Annotated in this window: 14 protein-coding genes; 8 read left to right on the top strand and 6 right to left on the bottom strand. The window is 68.2% G+C overall.

Going from position 1 to position 17,563, the window contains the following annotated elements:
- Window positions 1–139: 139 nt before the first annotated feature.
- Entirely contained in the window at window positions 140–1,348 is a 1,209-nt protein-coding gene (locus tag DK254_RS17275) for an ammonium transporter (protein ID WP_109934766.1), read from the bottom strand.
- A 428-nt stretch (window positions 1,349–1,776) separates the two neighbouring features.
- On the opposite strand from DK254_RS17275, the gene DK254_RS17270 reads away from it, so the two are divergent.
- The 5 genes from DK254_RS17270 (at window position 1,777) to DK254_RS17250 (ending at window position 5,478) form a co-directional block, all read left to right on the top strand.
- Window positions 1,777–2,094, top strand: coding sequence for a YqjD family protein (locus DK254_RS17270; RefSeq protein WP_089392657.1), 318 nt, complete (start codon window positions 1,777–1,779; stop codon window positions 2,092–2,094).
- A gap of 3 nt (window positions 2,095–2,097) precedes the next feature.
- Window positions 2,098–2,481: a phage holin family protein gene (locus DK254_RS17265; protein ID WP_089392658.1), complete on the top strand. Its 384-nt coding sequence runs from the start codon at window positions 2,098–2,100 to the stop codon at window positions 2,479–2,481.
- Window positions 2,478–2,831, top strand: a complete 354-nt coding sequence (locus DK254_RS17260) for a hypothetical protein (protein WP_109934765.1) — start codon at window positions 2,478–2,480, stop codon at window positions 2,829–2,831. The genes DK254_RS17265 and DK254_RS17260 overlap by 4 nt, the downstream gene beginning before the upstream one ends.
- A gap of 82 nt (window positions 2,832–2,913) precedes the next feature.
- Window positions 2,914–4,077, top strand: coding sequence for an EAL domain-containing protein (locus tag DK254_RS17255; RefSeq protein WP_109934764.1), 1,164 nt, complete (start codon window positions 2,914–2,916; stop codon window positions 4,075–4,077).
- Between the two features lie 69 nt (window positions 4,078–4,146).
- Complete coding sequence (locus DK254_RS17250; protein ID WP_109934763.1) at window positions 4,147–5,478, top strand: deoxyguanosinetriphosphate triphosphohydrolase; 1,332 nt, start codon at window positions 4,147–4,149, stop codon at window positions 5,476–5,478.
- Between the two features lie 39 nt (window positions 5,479–5,517).
- On the opposite strand, the gene DK254_RS17245 is transcribed toward DK254_RS17250, so the two are convergent.
- Window positions 5,518–9,183 carry a transporter substrate-binding domain-containing protein gene (locus tag DK254_RS17245; RefSeq protein WP_256595897.1) on the bottom strand — a complete coding sequence of 1,222 codons (3,666 nt, stop codon included), beginning with the start codon at window positions 9,181–9,183 and terminating at the stop codon, window positions 5,518–5,520.
- Window positions 9,184–9,247: 64 nt separating this feature from the next.
- Window positions 9,248–9,874, bottom strand: a complete 627-nt coding sequence (locus DK254_RS17240; RefSeq protein WP_024128782.1) for a response regulator transcription factor — start codon at window positions 9,872–9,874, stop codon at window positions 9,248–9,250.
- A 283-nt stretch (window positions 9,875–10,157) separates the two neighbouring features.
- Here DK254_RS17240 and DK254_RS17235 point away from each other — a divergent pair, with 283 nt between their 5' ends.
- The gene (locus DK254_RS17235) at window positions 10,158–11,405 is read left to right on the top strand and encodes an EAL domain-containing protein (RefSeq protein WP_109934762.1); all 1,248 of its coding nucleotides are present in this window, start codon (window positions 10,158–10,160) and stop codon (window positions 11,403–11,405) included.
- Between the two features lie 27 nt (window positions 11,406–11,432).
- On the opposite strand, the gene DK254_RS17230 is transcribed toward DK254_RS17235, so the two are convergent.
- Window positions 11,433–11,777 carry a YggL family protein gene (locus DK254_RS17230; RefSeq protein WP_109934761.1) on the bottom strand — a complete coding sequence of 115 codons (345 nt, stop codon included), beginning with the start codon at window positions 11,775–11,777 and terminating at the stop codon, window positions 11,433–11,435.
- Between the two features lie 243 nt (window positions 11,778–12,020).
- Between DK254_RS17230 and dacB the strand changes: the two genes are divergently transcribed.
- Window positions 12,021–13,463 carry a D-alanyl-D-alanine carboxypeptidase/D-alanyl-D-alanine-endopeptidase gene (gene dacB, locus DK254_RS17225; RefSeq protein ID WP_109934760.1) on the top strand — a complete coding sequence of 481 codons (1,443 nt, stop codon included), beginning with the start codon at window positions 12,021–12,023 and terminating at the stop codon, window positions 13,461–13,463.
- A gap of 24 nt (window positions 13,464–13,487) precedes the next feature.
- Here the strand turns inward: dacB and rlmKL are convergent, their stop codons facing one another.
- Window positions 13,488–15,674, bottom strand: coding sequence for a bifunctional 23S rRNA (guanine(2069)-N(7))-methyltransferase RlmK/23S rRNA (guanine(2445)-N(2))-methyltransferase RlmL (rlmKL, locus tag DK254_RS17220; protein WP_109934759.1), 2,187 nt, complete (start codon window positions 15,672–15,674; stop codon window positions 13,488–13,490).
- 465 nt (window positions 15,675–16,139) lie between these two features.
- Here rlmKL and rmf point away from each other — a divergent pair, with 465 nt between their 5' ends.
- Window positions 16,140–16,358, top strand: a complete 219-nt coding sequence (gene rmf, locus DK254_RS17215) for a ribosome modulation factor (protein WP_109934758.1) — start codon at window positions 16,140–16,142, stop codon at window positions 16,356–16,358.
- Window positions 16,359–16,450: 92 nt separating this feature from the next.
- Here rmf and DK254_RS17210 read toward each other — a convergent pair whose 3' ends face one another.
- On the bottom strand, window positions 16,451–17,482 hold the full coding sequence (locus tag DK254_RS17210; RefSeq protein ID WP_109934757.1) for a quinone-dependent dihydroorotate dehydrogenase: 1,032 nt from the start codon (window positions 17,480–17,482) through the stop codon (window positions 16,451–16,453).
- Window positions 17,483–17,563 lie beyond the last annotated feature (81 nt).

Raw genomic sequence — 17,563 nt, 5'->3', positions numbered from 1 at the left:
GCATAACGCCTACGGCGTTATCCGCCATGATCGCGGACAAGGTCCTCCTACGGTTCCAGGAGGCACGGGCGTAGGAGCGGACTCCGTCCGCGATTGGACTCACCGGCCGCGCAGGACGCCGCGGTGGCACGAACGGCGCTCAATCGTGGTTGATCGCCCCGATCTTGTGGATCGACAGGTCAGCGCCGTAGTACTCCTCTTCCTGGCTCAGGCGGATGCCCACCACCGCCTTGATCCCGCCGTAGACCAGCAGCCCGCCGGCGAAGGCGATGACAATGCCCAGCAGGGTGCCCAGCACCTGGCTCGCCAGGCTCACCCCGCCCAGGCCGCCCAGGGCCTGCTGGCCGAAGATGCCGCAGGCGATGCCGCCCCAGGCGCCGCACAGGCCGTGCAGCGGCCATACGCCGAGCACGTCGTCGAGCTTCCAGCGCGTCTGCGCCGCAGTGAACACCCAGACGAACAGCGCGCCGGCCACCAGGCCCGTGGCCAGTGCACCGACCGGGTGCATCAGGTCGGAGCCGGCGCACACCGCCACCAGGCCGGCCAGCGGGCCGTTGTGCAGGAAGCCGGGGTCGTTGCGCCCCACCAGCAACGAGGCGATGGTGCCACCGACCATGGCCAGCAGCGAGTTCACCGCCACCAGGCCGCTGGCGTGGTCCAGGGTCTGCGCGCTCATCACGTTGAAGCCGAACCAGCCGACCACCAGGATCCAGGCGCCCAGGGCCAGGAAGGGGATGTTCGACGGCGCGAAGGCCACCAGCCGGCCCTCGCGGTAACGGCCGTTGCGCGGGCCCAGCAGCAGCACCGCGGCCAGCGCCAGCCAGCCACCGAAGGCGTGCACCACCACGGAGCCGGCGAAATCATGGAAGGGCGCGCCGAACTTCAGGGCCAGCCAGGCCTGCAGGCCGTGGTTGCCGTTCCACGCCATGCCCTCGAAGAAGGGGTAGACGAAGGCCACGATCAGCGCCGTGGCGCACAGTTGCGGGGCGAACCGGGCGCGCTCGGCGATGCCCCCGGAAATGATCGCGGGGATGGCGGCGGCGAAGGTCAGCAGGAAGAAGAACTTGACCAGCGCATAGCCGTTCTCCGCGCTCAGCTCGCTGGCCGGCTTGAGGAAATCCACGCCGTAGGCGATCCAGTAGCCGATGAAGAAGTACGCAAGGCAGGACACGGCGAAGTCCGAGAGGATCTTCGACAAGGCGTTGACCTGGTTCTTCAGGCGCACCGTGCCGACCTCGAGGAAGGCGAAGCCGGCATGCATGGCCAGCACCATCACGGCGCCCAGCAGGATGAACAGGGTATTGGAACCGTGGATCAGGGTTTCCACGGCACTGTTGAGGTTTTCCATGAATCAGGCAGCCCCGGATCAGACCGAAAAAGCACCAAAACAGCTCATCGCCCCGGCGCGCCGCACCAGCATGAAGCGCAGGCGCACCGATAAGGTCCAGCCCCCTGCTCCACACGGCACACGAGAGCGCGGAGGGGCACCTCTGTTTTTTTGATTTTTCTTTTGTCTTTCAGTTGGTTAATGGATTTTCCGGCGGTCTTCGGACGTCCCTGAACGCCCCTGTCTGGGGCACTCGCACCGGATGACGCACCACGGCGTTGCAAGCGGCATACCATGCGCCCGACGGGCGAAGCGGCGCAGACTGGTCTTCACTGAACGGGCCTGAGTCCTGCTCTACGTCGCCGCTTCGCCGTCGATTTATGGGAAACTTCCCAACGCCCTGGGGCTCAGAAACCAGTGAACCCCTCGCAAACACAAGGAGCCTCACAATGCCCCGCAAGAGCACCGCGAATACCACCAAGGACGAGCTGCTGGCCGAGTTCCAGGCCCTGGTGGCCGACACCGAGAAACTCCTGCAGACCTCCGCGGAACTGGCCGGCGAGGAAGCCGATGCCCTGCGCGAACAGCTGCGCTCCGGGCTGGGCCGGGCCCGCGAACGCATCGACGCCGCGCAGAGCGCCGTGCGCGACCAGGGCCGCGCCGCGGTGGACGCCACCGAGGACTATGTCGGCGAGCATCCCTGGCAGGCCGTGGGCCTGGCCGCGGGCGTCGGCTTCCTGCTCGGCCTGCTGGTCGGGCGGCGCTGACCGATGAGCGACGCCAAGGACGCCCCGCCACACCAGGGCCCTTCCGTGCGGCGCTTCGGCGCCGCACTGCTGGGCCTGCTGCATGGCCACGTCGAACTCTTCGGCCTGGAGCTGCAGGAGCAGAAGAGCCGTACCCTGGCGCTGCTGCTGTTCGCCGGGCTGGCGTTGCTGTTCGCCCTGCTGCTGATACTGGGCCTGTCGCTGCTGGTGCTGGTGCTGTTCTGGGACAGCGACCGGCTGGCCGCCGTGCTCGGCCTGTGCGCCTTCTATGCGCTGGGTGGCGGGCTGTGCGCCTGGCGCCTGTACCAGCTGGTGGACGACGACAGTTCGCCATTCAGCGCCACCCTGGAAGAACTGGCCCGTGACCGGGAGCAACTGCTGCCATGAGTGAACTGCCGCAACTCTCCCCCCGCCCCACGCGGCAGGAACTGCGCAAGGCCGTGCTGCGCCTGCGCCTGGAAGTCCAGCGCCAGCAGTTGCGCCAGGAAAGCGAGAAGCTCCTGCAGCCGCTGCGCCAGGCCCGCGACCTGGGCCAGGGCGTGCGCCAGCAACTGCGCGGCGGCGCCTCGCTGTGGGCCGCCGGCGGCGCGGCGGCCGCGGCCGCCCTGATGCTGCGCCGCAAACGTGGCCTGGTGCGCCTGCTGCGCCTGGCCATCGTGCTCGCGCCGCTGCTGCTGAAGCTGCGCCAGCCGGCCGCGGGCAGCCCGGAGAAGCCGTCGGCGGGCCAGGGCGACTGAGCGCCCTGGCTACATTCTTGCTAGGAGGCAATCCCGGGCCGGCGGCAACGCCCTCCCTTCCCCTTCACTAAGGATGTGTCCCTTGATCGACGGGCAACCGGTCGCCTGCTTCCAGCCTTTCATCGATACCGCCACCGGCCTGATCGCCGGGGTCGAGGCCCTCGGCCGGATGCGCCAGGCCGACGGCCAGCTGCTCTCGGTGGGCCCGATGTTCGTCGATCCGAAGATTCCCCCGGCGACCTTGCGCCGCCTCGACCGGCAGATCCGCGACGACGCCCTGGCGCGCCTGCCGGAAGCGCCCGCGGACTGGTTCCTCAGCCTGAACATCTCGCCGCGCTGGATCAGCCGGCTGCGCCCCAACCAGCCGCTGCCCAGCCTCAAGCAACTGCAGCAGCACGGCGTCGACCCGCATCGGGTGGTCTTCGAGATCACCGAACTGGGCGGCGGCAACCAGCGCCTGCCCGAGGTGGTGGCGCGCTACCGCGAGGCCGGGGCGCGCATCGCCATCGACGATTTCGGCGCCGGCTACTCCCAGCTCGACCGCGTCCTGGCGCTGCAGCCGGACATCCTCAAGCTGGACATGCGCCTGTTCCAGCAGGCGGCCCGTGGCGGCCCCAGCGGCGAGGTGGTCAAGGCCCTGGCGCAGATGGCCGAGAAGACCGGCTGCTGGATCATCGCCGAAGGGGTGGAGACCGAGGCGGAACTGGACTTCGCCCTGGAGTGCGGCGCGCGCTTCGTCCAGGGCTACCTGTTCGCCCGCCCGGCCCTGGACTTCCCCGCCAGCGACGCTTACCTCGACGCCTTCGGCCAGTGGCGCGACCGCTACGTACAGCGCAAGCTGCAAGAGCGCGCCCGGCTGGTGCAGCTGCGCCAGCAACTGGCCGAACTGGTCGCCAGCCTGCGCCCCTGGGCCGAGGGCGGCGCGCGCCTGGCCAGCCTGCCCACCCCCGACGCCTTCCCGCGCCTGCTGCGGGTGTACCAGTGCGACCGCCACGGCACGCAGATCTCGCCCAACCTGGAATGGAACGGCCTGTTCTGGAAGGAAGACCGGCGTTACGTCGGCCACAACTGGTCCTGGCGCCCCTACTTCTACCAGTTGCTCGCCGAGGGCTGGGAAGAACGCCGGCTGACGCTGTCCAACACCTACCGCGACGCCACCACCAACCAGTACTGCATGACCGCCGGGCAGTTCATCGACCAGGGCCGCCGCCTGCTGCTGATCGACATCGACGCCGAAGGTCTGTGACAGGCCGCGATTGAGATTGCCGCGGGCAAGGGGTAGCGTTGGCCCCACCACGAGCAATCGGACGAGCGAATGGACTGGCATACCCTGCTCCCCCGCGAGCGCCTCGGCAAACCCGTGCACAGCAGCGCGGAACTGGGCCGCAGCGCCTTCCACAAGGACCACGACCGCATCATCTTCTCCGGCGCCTTCCGCCGCCTGGGGCGCAAGACCCAGGTCCACCCGGTGTCGAGCAACGACCACATCCACACGCGCCTGACCCACTCCCTGGAGGTCGGCTGCGTCGGCCGCTCCCTGGGCATGCGCGTCGGCGAGATGCTGCGCGGCGAGCTGCCGGAATGGTGCGACCCCAGCGACCTCGGGGTGATCGTGCAGTCGGCCTGCCTGGCCCACGACATCGGCAACCCGCCCTTCGGCCACTCCGGCGAGGACGCCATCCGCCACTGGTTCCAGCAGGCCGCCGCGCGCGGCTGGCTCGACGCCATGGATGCCGACGAGCGCGCCGACTTCCTCAATTTCGAGGGCAACGCCCAGGGCTTCCGAGTGCTCACCCAGCTGGAGTACCACCAGTTCGACGGCGGCATGCGCCTGACCTACGCCACCCTGGGCAGCTACCTGAAGTACCCCTGGACCGCGCGCCATGCCGACTCTCTCGGCTACAAGAAGCACAAGTTCGGCTGCTACCAGAGCGAGTTGCCGCTGCTGGAGCAGATCACCGAGAAGCTGGGCATGCCCAAGCTCGACGACGAGCGCTGGGCGCGCCACCCGCTGGTCTACCTGATGGAGGCGGCGGACGACATCTGCTACGGCCTGATCGACCTGGAGGACGGCCTGGAGATGGAACTGCTCGACTACCCCGAGGTGGAGGCCCTGCTGCTGGACCTGGTCGGCGACGACATTCCCGAGACCTATCGCCAGCTCGGCCCCAGCGACTCCCGCCGGCGGCGCCTGGCGATCCTCCGCGGCAAGGCCATCGAGCACCTGAGCAACGCCGCCGCGCGGGCCTTCGTCGAGCAGAAGCGGGCCCTGCTGGAGGGCGGCCTGGGTGGCGACCTGGTGGAGCACATGAGCGGCCCGGCCAAGCGCTGCGTGCAGCAGGCCAAGGCCCTGGCGCGGCAGAAGATCTTCCAGGACAAGCGCAAGACGCTGCACGAGATCGGCGCCTACACCACCCTGGAAATCCTGCTCAACTCCTTCTGCGGCGCAGCCCTGGAACAGCATGGCGGCCGCAGCCCGTCGTTCAAGAACCAGCGCATCCTCGACCTGCTCGGGCACAACGCCCCCGACCCCGACTGGCCGCTGCACAAGGCCTTCCTGCGGGTCATCGACTTCATCGCCGGGATGACCGACAGCTATGCCACCGAAATGGCGCGGGAGATGACCGGGCGCTCCAGCCCGGTGTGAGGCGTCGAGGTTGCGCCGCGCCCGCGGGGAAGCCCGGCCCTAGGCCGGGTCGTTCTCGGTGGCCGACGGCGCCGGCCGGATGCAGCCTTCCTCGTCCAGCCGCTTCAGATGGCCATGCAGGCTGGCCTGCAGCGCATCCAGCGCCCTGCGCAGTTGCTCCACGGCACTGCGCAGCGTCGAGAACTCGGCGCGCTCGGCGCAGGCCTTCTCCAGCTCCGCGCAGCGGTCGTGCAGGGCCATGGCGCCCACCAGCCGCGCCGCGCCCTTGATGCGGTGGGCCAGCTCGGCCAGGCGCCGCCGGTCCTGCGCGTGCAGCAGGGGTTCGAGCTGTTCGGCGTCCGCCTCGTTGCTGGACATCAGCTCGGCCATCAGGTTGCGCGTCAGTTGGGCGTTGCCGCCGGTCATCTCCAGCAACGCGCCGATGTCCAGGTCGCCCTCCTCCTGCGGAGCCGCTGCCGGGACCGGCGCCGGCGGCATCATCTCGCCGCACTGCAGTTGCTCCAGCTGGTCGCGCAATTGCTCGATGCTGATCGGTTTGAACAGGCAATCGTCCATGCCGGCCTCCTTGCAGCGCGCGATCTCGTCGGGCTGGGCATTGGCCGTGAAGCCGAGGATGGGGGAATGCGCCGCGCCGGTCTCCCGCTCGATCTCGCGGACTCGCCTGGCCAGGCTGTAGCCGCTGAGTACCGGCATGTTGCAGTCGGTGATCATCAGGTCGAACTCGCCGGGCCGCCATAGCTGCAGGGCTTCGCCGCCATCCGTGGCCATGGCCACGGTGTGCCCCAGGTGCTCCAGTTGCTGCGCCAGCAGCAGGCGGTTGACCGGGTGGTCATCGACCACCAGCACGTGCAATGTCCGCTGCTCCACCGGGCGGCGCAGGATGATCGAATCCTCTTCCGGCGCGAGGGGCTCCAGCACCTGCAGCACCAGCCTGACGTGCACCTTGGTGCCCACGCCGGCCACGCTCTCCAGGCGCACCGAGCCGCCCATCATTTCCGCCAGCTTGCGGCAGATGGTCAGCCCCAGCCCCGTGCCGCCGTGGTTGGCGCGCCCTTCGCGCTGCACCTGGCTGAAGGGTTCGAAGAGCTGCTTCTGGTCTTCCTCGGCGATGCCGATGCCGCTGTCCTCGACGCACACCTCCAGTGCCAGCCGCTCGTTGGGCAGCGGCTCGCCCGAGACCCGCACCCAGACGCTGCCCTGGTCGGTGAACTTGATGGCGTTGCTCACCAGGTTGGAGAGGATCTGCTTGAAGCGCAGCGGGTCGATGAGCACGTCGCAGGCGGCCTCGGTCTCGATCTCCAGCTTCAGCAGCAGGCCCTTCTGCCTGGCCAGGCCGTCGAAGACGCGGGCCACCGACTCGATCAGCTCGCGCAGGCGCGCCCGTTCGGGCAGCAGCGTCAGGCGGCCGGACTCGATCTTGGCGACGTCGAGGATGTCGCCGATCAGCAGCAGCAGCGACTTGGCCGACTCGTAGGCCACCTCGATGGGCCCCTGCTCGCCGCAACCGCTGCAACGGTTGCGCGTCAGCGCCAGTTCGAGCATGCCGATCACCGCATTCATCGGCGTGCGGATCTCGTGGCTCATGGTCGCCAGGAAGGTGCTCTTCGCCCGGCTGGCTTCCTCGGCCTGCTCCTTGGCGATCTCCAGCTGCTGGTGCAGGCGCTCGCGCTCGGTGACGTCGACCCAGCCGGAGACCAGGCCGCGAACCTTGCCGGACGCGCTCCGGTAGGGCGTGAGCCAATGGTGCACCTGGCGCGGCTCGCCGTTGATCTCCAGCACCCGGTCGACGGCGACCGGTTCGCCGCTGGCCATCACCTGGAGGTATTCCCGGTGCAGGCCCTCGGCCTGTTCGGCGGAGAGCCAGATGCAGTCCCGCAGCAGCGACCCCGCCGCCGTCTCCTCCGACAGCCCGGTGGCCTCGCGGAAGGCCCGGTTGCAGGTGATCAGGCGCCCTTCGGCGTCGCGTACCGAGACCGGCTGGGGAATGCCGTCGATCAGCGCGCGCTTGAATGCCAGGCGGTCCTGCAGTTCCTGCTCGGCGTGCTGGCGCGCGCGCACCCTGAACAGCAGGTAGCAGTTCCACAGCAGGATCAGCCCGAGCAGCACCAGGCCGCCCCACAGCAACCAGTAGAACTGCGAGCGGTAGCCTTCCCAGATGCTGTCCGGCGAGGCGCCGCTGGTGGACCAGCGGCTGATGATGCTGGCCATGTCCTCCGGCGAGATCGCCAGCAGGGCCTTGTTGAGGATGCTCAGCAGCTCCGGGTCGGCCCGCGAGACCCCCAGGGATATCTGCGCCGGCTCCAGGTCCAGGGTCGCGGCGATGCGCAGGTCGCGGTAGTAGCGGTTGACCAGGAAGGTGGCGGTGAGCATCGGCTGCAGGGCGGCGTCCACCCGCCCTTCCTCCAGCAGCGGCAGGGCGTCGCTGTAGTTGTCCACCTCCACCAGCTTCACCTGCGGGAAGTGCTCGCGCACGTAGGCCCCCACCACGCTGCCATGGGGCGCCGCCACACGCTTGCCGTCGAGGTCCGCGAGGTCCTGGCGGGTGTCGTCCTTGCGCGAGAGCAGCACGAAGGAGGTGCTCAGGTAGGGCCGGGTGAAGTCCACCTGCGCCTCGCGCTCGACGGTGGGCGTCATGGTCGCCAGGGCGTCGACCTGGCCCCGGCGCACCTGGGTGAACATGCCGGGGATGGACGAAGTCGGCAGCACCTCGAACTGCAGGCCGGTGCGCGTGCGGATCAGGTCCAGCAGGTCGGCGACTATGCCGCGGAAATTGCCCTGGGAGTCGAAGAAGGTCAGCGGCGCCAGCGACTGGTCGATGCCCAGCCGCGGCCGCGGGTTGCGCTCCAGCCAGCGCAGCTCCTGGGGCGTGAGGTTCAGCCGGTGGTTGGAGATGGAGAACACCCCGCCCACGCTCCAGCGCCGCTGGATCGACAGCTGCTGCTGGGCGCTGACGCTCTGCAGCGCCTCGTTGACGCTGTAGAGCAGCGGGCTGCCGTCCTTGCGCGCGGCGAAGGAGAAGCCGATGCCGTTGAAGTTGGCGAAGTTCAGCAGCTTGAGGTTGACCAGGTAGCCCTGGCTGATCAGGTACTGCGCGCTCAGGGCGTCGCCGACGTAGGCGTCCACCTGCCCGAGGGCGACGGACTCCAGGGCGCGGCGCAGCGAGTCGAAATGCACGACCTCGGCATCGGGGAAATGCTCGACCAGCTCCTGCGGCGAGAAGTAGTCGCCCACCACCGCGAGCCGCTTGCCGGTCAGCTGCAGGTCGCCTTCCAGGCGCATGTCCTGCGGCCCGACGATCACCGGCTGGTTCAGGGAATAGGGGCGCGACAGCAACAGCTCGGGGATTTCCGCCTCGAAGCCGGTGGCGCGGCCGATCAGGTCGATCTCGCCGTCCACCAGCGCCTGGATGGTCTGGCGCCTGGACGGGTAGCGGCGCATCTCGATGCGCACGTTGAGCGCTTCGCCGATCAGCCCGAGGTAGTCGGCGGTGACGCCCTCCAGCTCGCTGCCGCTGACGGTGACGATCAGCGGCGGGTAGTCCGGCGCGGCCACCCCCACCACCAGCGTGCGCTTCTCGCGCAGCCACTGCCAGTCCGACTCCGGCAGCTCGACCCGCGGTCTCTCGGGAAGCGCCGCCGTGCGGGCCAGCAACGCGAGCTGCGTCCAGGGCGCGGGGGCCTGGGCCTCGTCGGCCCAGGCCCCCATCGCCAGCATCGCACCGAGAACGGCACCCAGCAGCGCCCTGCACCTCGACCCCATGGCGGACATCTCAGACCAGTGCGTTGCGCTTGGCGAACTCGATCAGGTCGACCAGCGAATGGGCATTGAGCTTCAGCAGCAGGCGCGTCTTGTAGGTACTGACGGTCTTGTTGCTGATGAACATCTGCTCGGAGATGTCCTTGTTCGAATAACCATTGGCCAGGTATTGCAATACCGACATTTCCCGGTCGGAAAGCCGCTGGATGAGTTCATGGTCGTCCATGCTGCCGTTGTTCTTGCGCGCCGGGCGCACGGCGGTGCTGGGGAAATAATTGTACCCGGCGATCACCGCGTTGACCGCGCTGATCAGTTCGGCCAGCCCGCCCTGCTTGCAGACGAACCCCGATGCCCCGGCCTGCATGCAGCGCATGGCATAGAGCGAGGCGCTCTGGCCGGTCAGCACGAGAATTTTCAGGGGCAGGTTGAACGCGGTGAGGCGGCTGATGACCTCGAGCCCGTCCAGCTTGGGGATGCCGATGTCCAGCACCACCAGCTCCGGCAGCAGATCCTTCACCAGGGACAGGGCGTCCACGCCGTTATCGGTCTCCCCGATGATGGTGTGACCTTCCTTTTCCAGCAGGACGCGCATTGCCATCCGTATTACCGGATGGTCATCGACGATAAGAACCTTGCTCAATTTTCAATCTCCGACAGACTTCCCAAGAGTGCGCCGTAAGATATCGTCTAGGGAATCGGTGTCGAGATTAACTGGGGCCACTTTTAACATCTTAAGTAAATTCCCATACATCAAAGGATAAATTCCTACACAAACTTGATTGGGCAACTTCCCCTAACTTTCCGATCGGTCTTTTTCAACATTCCCTGATGCAAATTCCCACAAGAAAAATGGAAGTTCTTTAAATAAATGGCGCCCGCCAGCCGGCACACTTCGCCCGTTATCCAATTCGGTACGCGCGACCATGAACAGATCGATCCCATCCAGCCTGCTGGTGCTGGAGGACCATGCATTTCTGCGCGAGGCGACCGTGCACGGCCTGCGGGTCCTCGGCTACGAGCAGGTCCTGGCCGCCGGCGACGGGGACAGCGCCATCGAGCTGCTGAGGCGGGAAGGCGGAGTCGACATCTGCATCTGCGACGTGCTCCCGCCGGGCATGGACCTGCTCGGGTTCCTGCGCCTGGCGGCCCAGGAGAAGCTGCTGCGGGCGATCATCGTGGTCAGCGAGATTCCCGCCGACCTGCGCCGGGCCATCGCCCACATCGCCACGCTGTACGGCCTGTCGGTGCTCGGCGAGCTGACCAAGCCGCTGCAGATGTCCAGCCTGCAGGCGCGCCTGCGCCACTACAGCGCCACGCCCGCCGCCGCCCCGCCGCTACCGCGGCCGACGCCCTCGGCGCTGGAGGTCTGGCAGGCCATGCGCAACCGCGAACTGAAGGCCTACTACCAGCCCAAGGTCGACCTCGACACCCTGCAGGAGGTCGGCGCCGAGGTGCTGGTGCGCTGGGACCACCCGGTCCACGGGCTGTTGCGCCCGGCCTACTTCCTCGCCGCGATCCGCCGGATGAAACTGCTGCCCGACCTCTTCGACCTGATCCTGGACCAGGCCCTGGACTTCGCCCGCCGCGAACTGCGCCAGGGCACCCAGCGGGCGCTGTCGATCAACATCGACCTGGAGGTGCTGCAGCAGCGCGACCTGGCCACCCACCTGAAGGAAAAGCTGCGGCAGACCGGCATCGATCCCGCCAGCCTGACCATAGAGATCATCGAAGGGGGGCTGGCGACCACGCCCCTGGCCAGCCTGGAGAACCTCACCCGCCTGCGCCTGCTCGGCTGCAACGTCGCCATCGACGACTTCGGCACCGGCTACTCCTCGCTGCAGCGCCTTTGCGACCTGCCCTGCAACGAGATCAAGCTGGACGCTTCCTTCATCCGCGACATGCAGCACAACCCGCGCACCCACGAGTCGGTCGCCAGCACCCTGGTGCTGGCGCGCCACCTGCAGCTGCGGGTGATCGCCGAGGGCATCGAGACCTGCCAGCAGCTGCAGCGCATGCGCGAACTGGGCTGCCGCTTCGGCCAGGGCTTCCTGTTCTCGCAGCCGATGTCGGAGGACGACTATCGCCGCTGGGCGGGCGTCGACCTGCCGGCGCCCGCGCCGGAGGCCGGCGCCGAACTGGAACTGGAGGGCGCGCACACCCCGCCGGGCTGAGCCGCGGGGCGTATGCCAGGCCCGCCCTCAGACAGGCTGGTGAATGGGCTGCTCCGGATACCAGGCGTCCTGCAGTGGGCTGACCGAACTGCCGCCCAGCTCGCCCTGCTGCTTCAGCCAGTCCTCCACGGCCTTGCGCTGCGCCTCGGTGACCGAGCCGCGGCGCGCCAGGCAGACGAAGCCGAAGTCGTCGCAACCGGTGTAGGCCAGGCCATTGGCGGTGATGGCCTGCTCCACGAAGCGCTTGAGGAAGGCCTGCAATTGCTCCGCGGGGAGCCCTTCGCGGTAGTCGAGCGACAGCTCGAACCCCAGCTCCTGGAACTCATCGACGCAGAGCTTCTTGCGCAGACGACGGGAACGGTTGCTGGCCATGGGGCGGATCTCCTCGATTGATGACGGCATGCGGGGCACGGCGGGCGCCGCCCCGCACAGACTCTAGCAGCTCGAAGGTGGCACTCACACGCGCATCGCGTGCAAACCCCAGCGCATCCGACAACGGCTTGCGGCATAATGCGCCGGCGCGTTGCCGCGCCACTGGCGCAATCGTCTATCGTCAGTGTCTGCTTTCGTCACCTTAGTCATGTCTATGCCCTGAACCGGGATTTCACTTCAACTATGTTCAAGTCACTGCGTGTTCTCGCCTTCGCTACCCTGCTGCCCTTCGCCCTGCCCACCCTGGCCGCCCCGATCAAGTCCGTCCTGCCCGAACGGGTGGAGAAGGCCCTCAAGGCCAGCAAGCTGACCAACGACGCCCTGTCGCTGGTGATGATCCCCCTGGACGGCCCGGGTACGCCGACCTACTTCAACGCCGACGTCTCGGTGAACCCGGCCTCGACCATGAAGCTGTTCACCACCTATGCCGCCCTGGAGCTGCTGGGCCCCACCTACCAGTGGAAGACCGAGTTCTACACCGACGGCAAGCTGCAGGACGGCGTGCTCAACGGCAACCTCTACCTCAAGGGCGGCGGCGACCCCAAGCTGAACCTGGAGAAGCTCTGGCTGATGATGCGCGACCTGCGCGCCAACGGCGTGCTCAAGGTCAACGGCGACCTGGTGCTGGACCGCAGCTACTTCAACCAGCCGCAGCTGCCGGTGTTCAACGATGACGGCGGCGACGACAACAAGCCGTTCCTGGTCGGCCCCGACGCCGCCATGGTCAACCTCAAGAGCGTGCGCCTGGTGGTGCGCAGCGAAGGCAACCAGGCCTCGGTGATGATGGACCCGCCGCTGGCCAACGTGCGCCTGGAGAACCAGATCAAGGTCAGCGGCCCGGCCAACTGCCCGGCCTGGCCGAAGCTGCGCTTCGTGCCGGAGACCCGCGCCGAGGGCACCGTGCTGGTCGCCGCCGGCGAGATTCCCCGCGGCTGCAGCGCGCAGACCTACATGTCGCTGCTCGACCACCCGGGCTACACCGCCGGCGCCATCCGCGGCATCTGGCAGGAACTGGGCGGCAGCATCAGCGGCGCCGACCGCCAGGGCAGCGTGCCGAAGAACGCCACCCTGCTGGCCCGCGCGCTGTCGCCGGACACCGTGGACATCATCCGCGACATCAACAAATACAGTAACAACACCATGGCCCGCCAGGTGTTCCTCAGCATCGGCGCGCAGAACCGCACCAGCGCGGACGCCAACGACGGCCTGGCGGCGCAGCGGGTGATCCGCCAGTGGCTGGCGCGCAAGGGCATCACCGCCTCGCACCTGGTGATGGAGAACGGCTCGGGCCTGTCCCGTGACGAGCGCGTCAGCGCCCGCGAGATGGCCGCCATGCTGCAGGCCGCCTGGCACAGCCCCTACGCCTCGGAGTACATCTCCTCGCTGCCGATCGTCGGCGTCGACGGCACCATGCGCAAGCGCCTGCGCCACACCCCCATGACCGGAGAGGCCCACGTCAAGACCGGCACCCTCAACACCGTCCGCGCCCTGGCCGGGTTCAGCCGCGACGCCCGCGGCAACAACTGGGTGGTGGTGGCCATCCTCAACAGCAACCGGCCGTGGGGCGCCTCGTCCATCCTCGACCAGGTGCTGCTGGACCTCCACGCCTCCACCCGCGGCCAGTGATGCTGGCCGCGGGGGCCTGGCGAATCAGCGTGCGCTGATGCGCCAGGCCCGATGGATCTTCGGATTGCGCACGAAGTCCGGGTCCAGGGTCTGGGCGCTGATGTCCTCGACCTGGTAGCGCGCCGCCAGGCCCGGGTCCAGTTCGAACTTGCGGAAGTTGTTGGAGAAGTACAGCACGCCGCCCTTGGCCAGGCGCGTCATGGCCAGGTCGATCAGCTCGACCTGGTCGCGCTGCACGTCGAACACCCCCTCCATGCGCTTGGAGTTGGAGAAGGTCGGCGGGTCGATGAAGATCAGGTCGTACTCGCCGCGGTCCGCCCGCAGCCACTCCATGACGTCGCTCTGCACCAGTTTCTGCTTGTCGGAGAAACCGTTGAGCGACAGGTTGCGCCGCGCCCAGTCCAGGTAGGTCTTCGACAGGTCGACACTGGTGGTGCTGCGCGCGCCGCCCCTGGCCGCATGCACGGTGGCCGTGGCGGTGTAGCAGAACAGGTTGAGGAAGCGCTTGCCGGCGGCCTCGCGCTGCAGGCGCAGGCGCATCGGCCGGTGGTCGAGGAACAGCCCGGTGTCCAGGTAGTCGGTCAGGTTGACCAGCAAGCGCACGCCGCCCTCCTCCACTTCCATGAACCGGCCTTCGCTGTTCTGCCGCTCGTACTGGCGCTTGCCGCCCTGGCGTTCGCGGCGCTTGATGACGATGCGTTCGCTGGGGATGCCCAGGGCCTGGGGCAGCGCCGCCAGGGCATCGAGCAGGCGCACCTGGGCCTTGGCCGGGTCGATGGACTTGGGCGCGGCGTACTCCTGCACGTGCACCCAGTCGCGGTACAGGTCCACGGCCAGGGCGTACTCGGGCATGTCGGCGTCATACAGGCGGTAGCATTCGATCTTCTCGCGCCTGGCCCACTTGCCCAACTGCTTGAGGTTTTTCTGCAGGCGGTTGGCGAACATCTGCCCGCCTTCGCTCAAGCGCGCCTGCTCGACGACCGGGGCCGGGGCCCCGGCGGACGCCTGGCGGGGTTCGGCGCCACGCTCGCCGGTGACGAACTGCCGCGGCTCCACCTCGAACATCAGCAGCTTGCACGGCAGCGCGCCGTTCCAGAAGGCGTACTGCTTGTGGCTGCGGATGCCCATGCGCTTGCCCAGCTCGGGCGCGCCGGTGAAGACCGCGGCGTTCCAGCCCAGGCAGGCCTGGCGCAGGCGCTCGCCCAGGTGCTGGTAGAGGTACAGCAGGCTGGCCTCGTCGCCCAGGCGCTCGCCGTAGGGCGGGTTGCAGACCAGCAGGCCGCGCTGGCCCTTGTCCGGGCGCGGCTCGAAGGTGGCCAGCTCGCCCTGGTAGACCTTCACCCACTCGCCCAGCCCGGCGCGCTCGATGTTGTTGCGCGCCGGCTGGATCAGCCGCGGGTCCGCCTCGTAGCCGCGGATCCACAGCGGCGTGCGCGCAAGGCCGGCGGCGGCGCGCTGCTCGGCCTCGGCCAGCAGCTTGCGCCACAGCGCCGGGACGTGGCCCAGCCACTTGTCGAAGCCCCAGTGCTCGCGCCTGAGGTTGGGGGCGATGTCGGCGGCCATCAGGCCGGCCTCGATGAGGAAGGTGCCGACGCCGCACATGGGGTCGGACAGCGCCCCGCCCTCGGCGGCCAGCTGCGGCCAGCCGGCGCGGATCAGGATGGCCGCGGCGAGGTTTTCCTTCAGCGGCGCGGCGCCCTGCTGCAGGCGGTAGCCGCGCTGGTGCAGGCTGTGCCCGGAGAGGTCCAGGGACAGCACCGCCTGGCCGCGGTCCAGGTGCAGGTGGACGCGGATGTCCGGGTTGACCTTGTCCACCGTCGGCCGCCGGCCGAACTCGGCGCGCAGGTTGTCGACGATGGCGTCCTTGACCTTGAGCGCGCCGAAGTGGGTGTTGTCGATGCCCGAGCCCTTGCCGCTGAACTCCACCGCCAGGCTGCCGCCGGGGTCGAGGTGGTCGCTCCAGTTGACCGCGTTCACGCCCAGGTACAGCTCCTCGGCGTTGGCCACCGGGAAGCGCGCCAGCACCAGCAGCACGCGGTTGGCCAGGCGCGACCAGAGGCACAGCCGGTAGGCCGTCTCCAGGTCGCCGCGGCCGCGCACGGCGGACACCTGCGCCCGCGCATCGATCAGACCCAGCGCCTGCGCCTCGTCCAGCAGCAGGCCGTCGAGGCCCTTGGGACAGGTGAGGAAGAGTTCGTAGTGTTCCGACATCGCGATTCCCGGGCCGAAGCCCTTTCCAGGGGGGCCTTGGCCCCCGGTACCGGATACCGCGCCAGACGCTGGCACCCGGCCATGATTCATTTCAAGAGGTTTCACCAACCCGCGACCCGAGGTCGCAGGCACTGGCCCGCTCGTCGGGATGAGAGAACCTCTCAATTTCCTGGCAGCTTGCCAGCTTCCGTTGCACAAGCCCCTGAACATGCGGTTTCGGGCAATTTGCCCGAGCCGCCTGCGGGGAAAACTTATGGCCTGAGCCCATAAGAGTTAAGTCTTTATGACAAATTGGTTGTTCACAGGCTCGAAGCCCATGGTTTAGAACTCAGCTTAACCCGTCGCCGCAAAGGTGTCGGGCGGGGTCTGTCACGCCGGCAACGGACCCCTTTTGGCGGAATTGTCCGCCAGGCCTCCCCAGGGGGCCAACGGGACATAACAGTCAACAAGTGAGGGCAACACCCTATGAGAAGACTCAAGCGTGATCCGTTGGAAAGAGCCTTTATGCGCGGTTACCAGTACGGCCTCAGTGGCAAGTCTCGCGATCTCTGTCCTTTCACCCATCCCACCACCCGGCAGTCCTGGCTCAATGGCTGGCGCGAGGGTCGCGGCGACAACTGGGATGGCCTCACCGGCACTGCCGGCCTGCAACGTCTGAACCAGATGCAACACGCCACTAGCTGACCAAGGATCACACCGATTTCCCCAAGGCCGTCCCATCCGGGCGGCAGGGCGCAAGCCCGAGGGCTCCGAAAGGAGCCCTTTTTTATTTGTCCTCAGCGCTCGGTGCGCTGCGTCTGGGCGATGGCGTCCACCGCCTCGCGGATCAGCGCCGGCCCCTTGTAGATGAAGCCCGAGTAGATCTGCACCAGGCTCGCCCCGGCGGCGATCTTCTCCGCCGCGTGGGCACCCTCGGTGATGCCGCCGGCGGCGATGATCGGCAGGCGCCCGCCCAGCTCGCCAGCCAGGACCTTGACCGTGTGGGTGCTCTTCTCGCGCACCGGCGCACCCGACAGGCCGCCGGCCTCGTCGCCGAACGGCAGCCCCTCGACGCCTTCGCGGCCCAGGGTGGTGTTGGTGGCGATCACCGCGTCCATCCCCGCCTCCACCAGCGCTACGGCGACCATGGCGGTCTCCTCGTCGGTCATGTCCGGGGCGATCTTGATCGCCAGCGGCACGCGCCGGCCATGCTGCTCGGCCAGGTCCTCCTGGCGCTGGCGCAAGGCTTCCAGCAACTGCTTGAGCGAGTCGCCGAACTGCAGGCTGCGCAGGCCCGGGGTGTTGGGCGAGCTGACGTTGACCGTGACGTAGCTGGCGTGGGCGTAGACCTTGTCCAGGCAGATCAGGTAGTCGTCCACCGCGCGCTCGACCGGGGTGTCGAAGTTCTTGCCGATGTTGATGCCCAGCACGCCGCGGTACTTCGCGGCCTTGACCCGCTCCACCAGGTGGTCGACGCCCAGGTTGTTGAAGCCCATGCGGTTGATGATGGCGGTGGCCTGCGGCAGGCGGAACAGCCGCGGCTTGGGGTTGCCCGGCTGCGGGCGCGGGGTGACGGTGCCGATCTCGACGAAGCCGAAGCCCAGCTGGGCGAAGCCATCGATGGCGTCGCCGTTCTTGTCCAGGCCGGCGGCCAGGCCCACCGGGTTGGGGAAGTCGATGCCCATGACCTGCACCGGCAGGCTGGCCGGCTTCGGGCAGAACAGGCCGTTGAGCCCCAGGCGGCCGCCGGCGCCGATCAGGTCGATGGACAGCTCGTGGGAGGTTTCCGGGGAGAGTTTGAACAGCAGCTCGCGGGCCAGGCTATACATGGTCGGGCATCGGTCGGCAAAATGGGGCGCTAGTATAGCCGGCCGGCCAGCCCCTAGGCGAGGCGCGGCCGCCGCGGTCGA

The organism is Pseudomonas sp. RW407, from assembly GCF_003176655.1.
In the GTDB taxonomy this organism is placed as follows: domain Bacteria; phylum Pseudomonadota; class Gammaproteobacteria; order Pseudomonadales; family Pseudomonadaceae; genus Pseudomonas; species Pseudomonas delhiensis.
This window is presented reverse-complemented; position numbering and strand designations above follow the sequence as displayed.

What these genes read in the sequence shown, in the direction of transcription:
- dacB (WP_109934760.1), top strand. Translation starts at nt 12,021, where the DNA reads ATGTTCAAGTCACTGCGTGTTCTCGCCTTCGCTACCCTGCTGCCCTTC.
- DK254_RS17275 (WP_109934766.1), bottom strand. Translation starts at nt 1,348, where the DNA reads ATGGAAAACCTCAACAGTGCCGTGGAAACCCTGATCCACGGTTCCAAT.
- rmf (WP_109934758.1), top strand. Translation starts at nt 16,140, where the DNA reads ATGAGAAGACTCAAGCGTGATCCGTTGGAAAGAGCCTTTATGCGCGGT.
- DK254_RS17265 (WP_089392658.1), top strand. Translation starts at nt 2,098, where the DNA reads ATGAGCGACGCCAAGGACGCCCCGCCACACCAGGGCCCTTCCGTGCGG.
- DK254_RS17235 (WP_109934762.1), top strand. Translation starts at nt 10,158, where the DNA reads ATGAACAGATCGATCCCATCCAGCCTGCTGGTGCTGGAGGACCATGCA.
- DK254_RS17245 (WP_256595897.1), bottom strand. Translation starts at nt 9,183, where the DNA reads ATGGGGGCCTGGGCCGACGAGGCCCAGGCCCCCGCGCCCTGGACGCAG.
- DK254_RS17230 (WP_109934761.1), bottom strand. Translation starts at nt 11,777, where the DNA reads ATGGCCAGCAACCGTTCCCGTCGTCTGCGCAAGAAGCTCTGCGTCGAT.
- DK254_RS17260 (WP_109934765.1), top strand. Translation starts at nt 2,478, where the DNA reads ATGAGTGAACTGCCGCAACTCTCCCCCCGCCCCACGCGGCAGGAACTG.
- rlmKL (WP_109934759.1), bottom strand. Translation starts at nt 15,674, where the DNA reads ATGTCGGAACACTACGAACTCTTCCTCACCTGTCCCAAGGGCCTCGAC.
- DK254_RS17270 (WP_089392657.1), top strand. Translation starts at nt 1,777, where the DNA reads ATGCCCCGCAAGAGCACCGCGAATACCACCAAGGACGAGCTGCTGGCC.
- DK254_RS17210 (WP_109934757.1), bottom strand. Translation starts at nt 17,482, where the DNA reads ATGTATAGCCTGGCCCGCGAGCTGCTGTTCAAACTCTCCCCGGAAACC.
- DK254_RS17250 (WP_109934763.1), top strand. Translation starts at nt 4,147, where the DNA reads ATGGACTGGCATACCCTGCTCCCCCGCGAGCGCCTCGGCAAACCCGTG.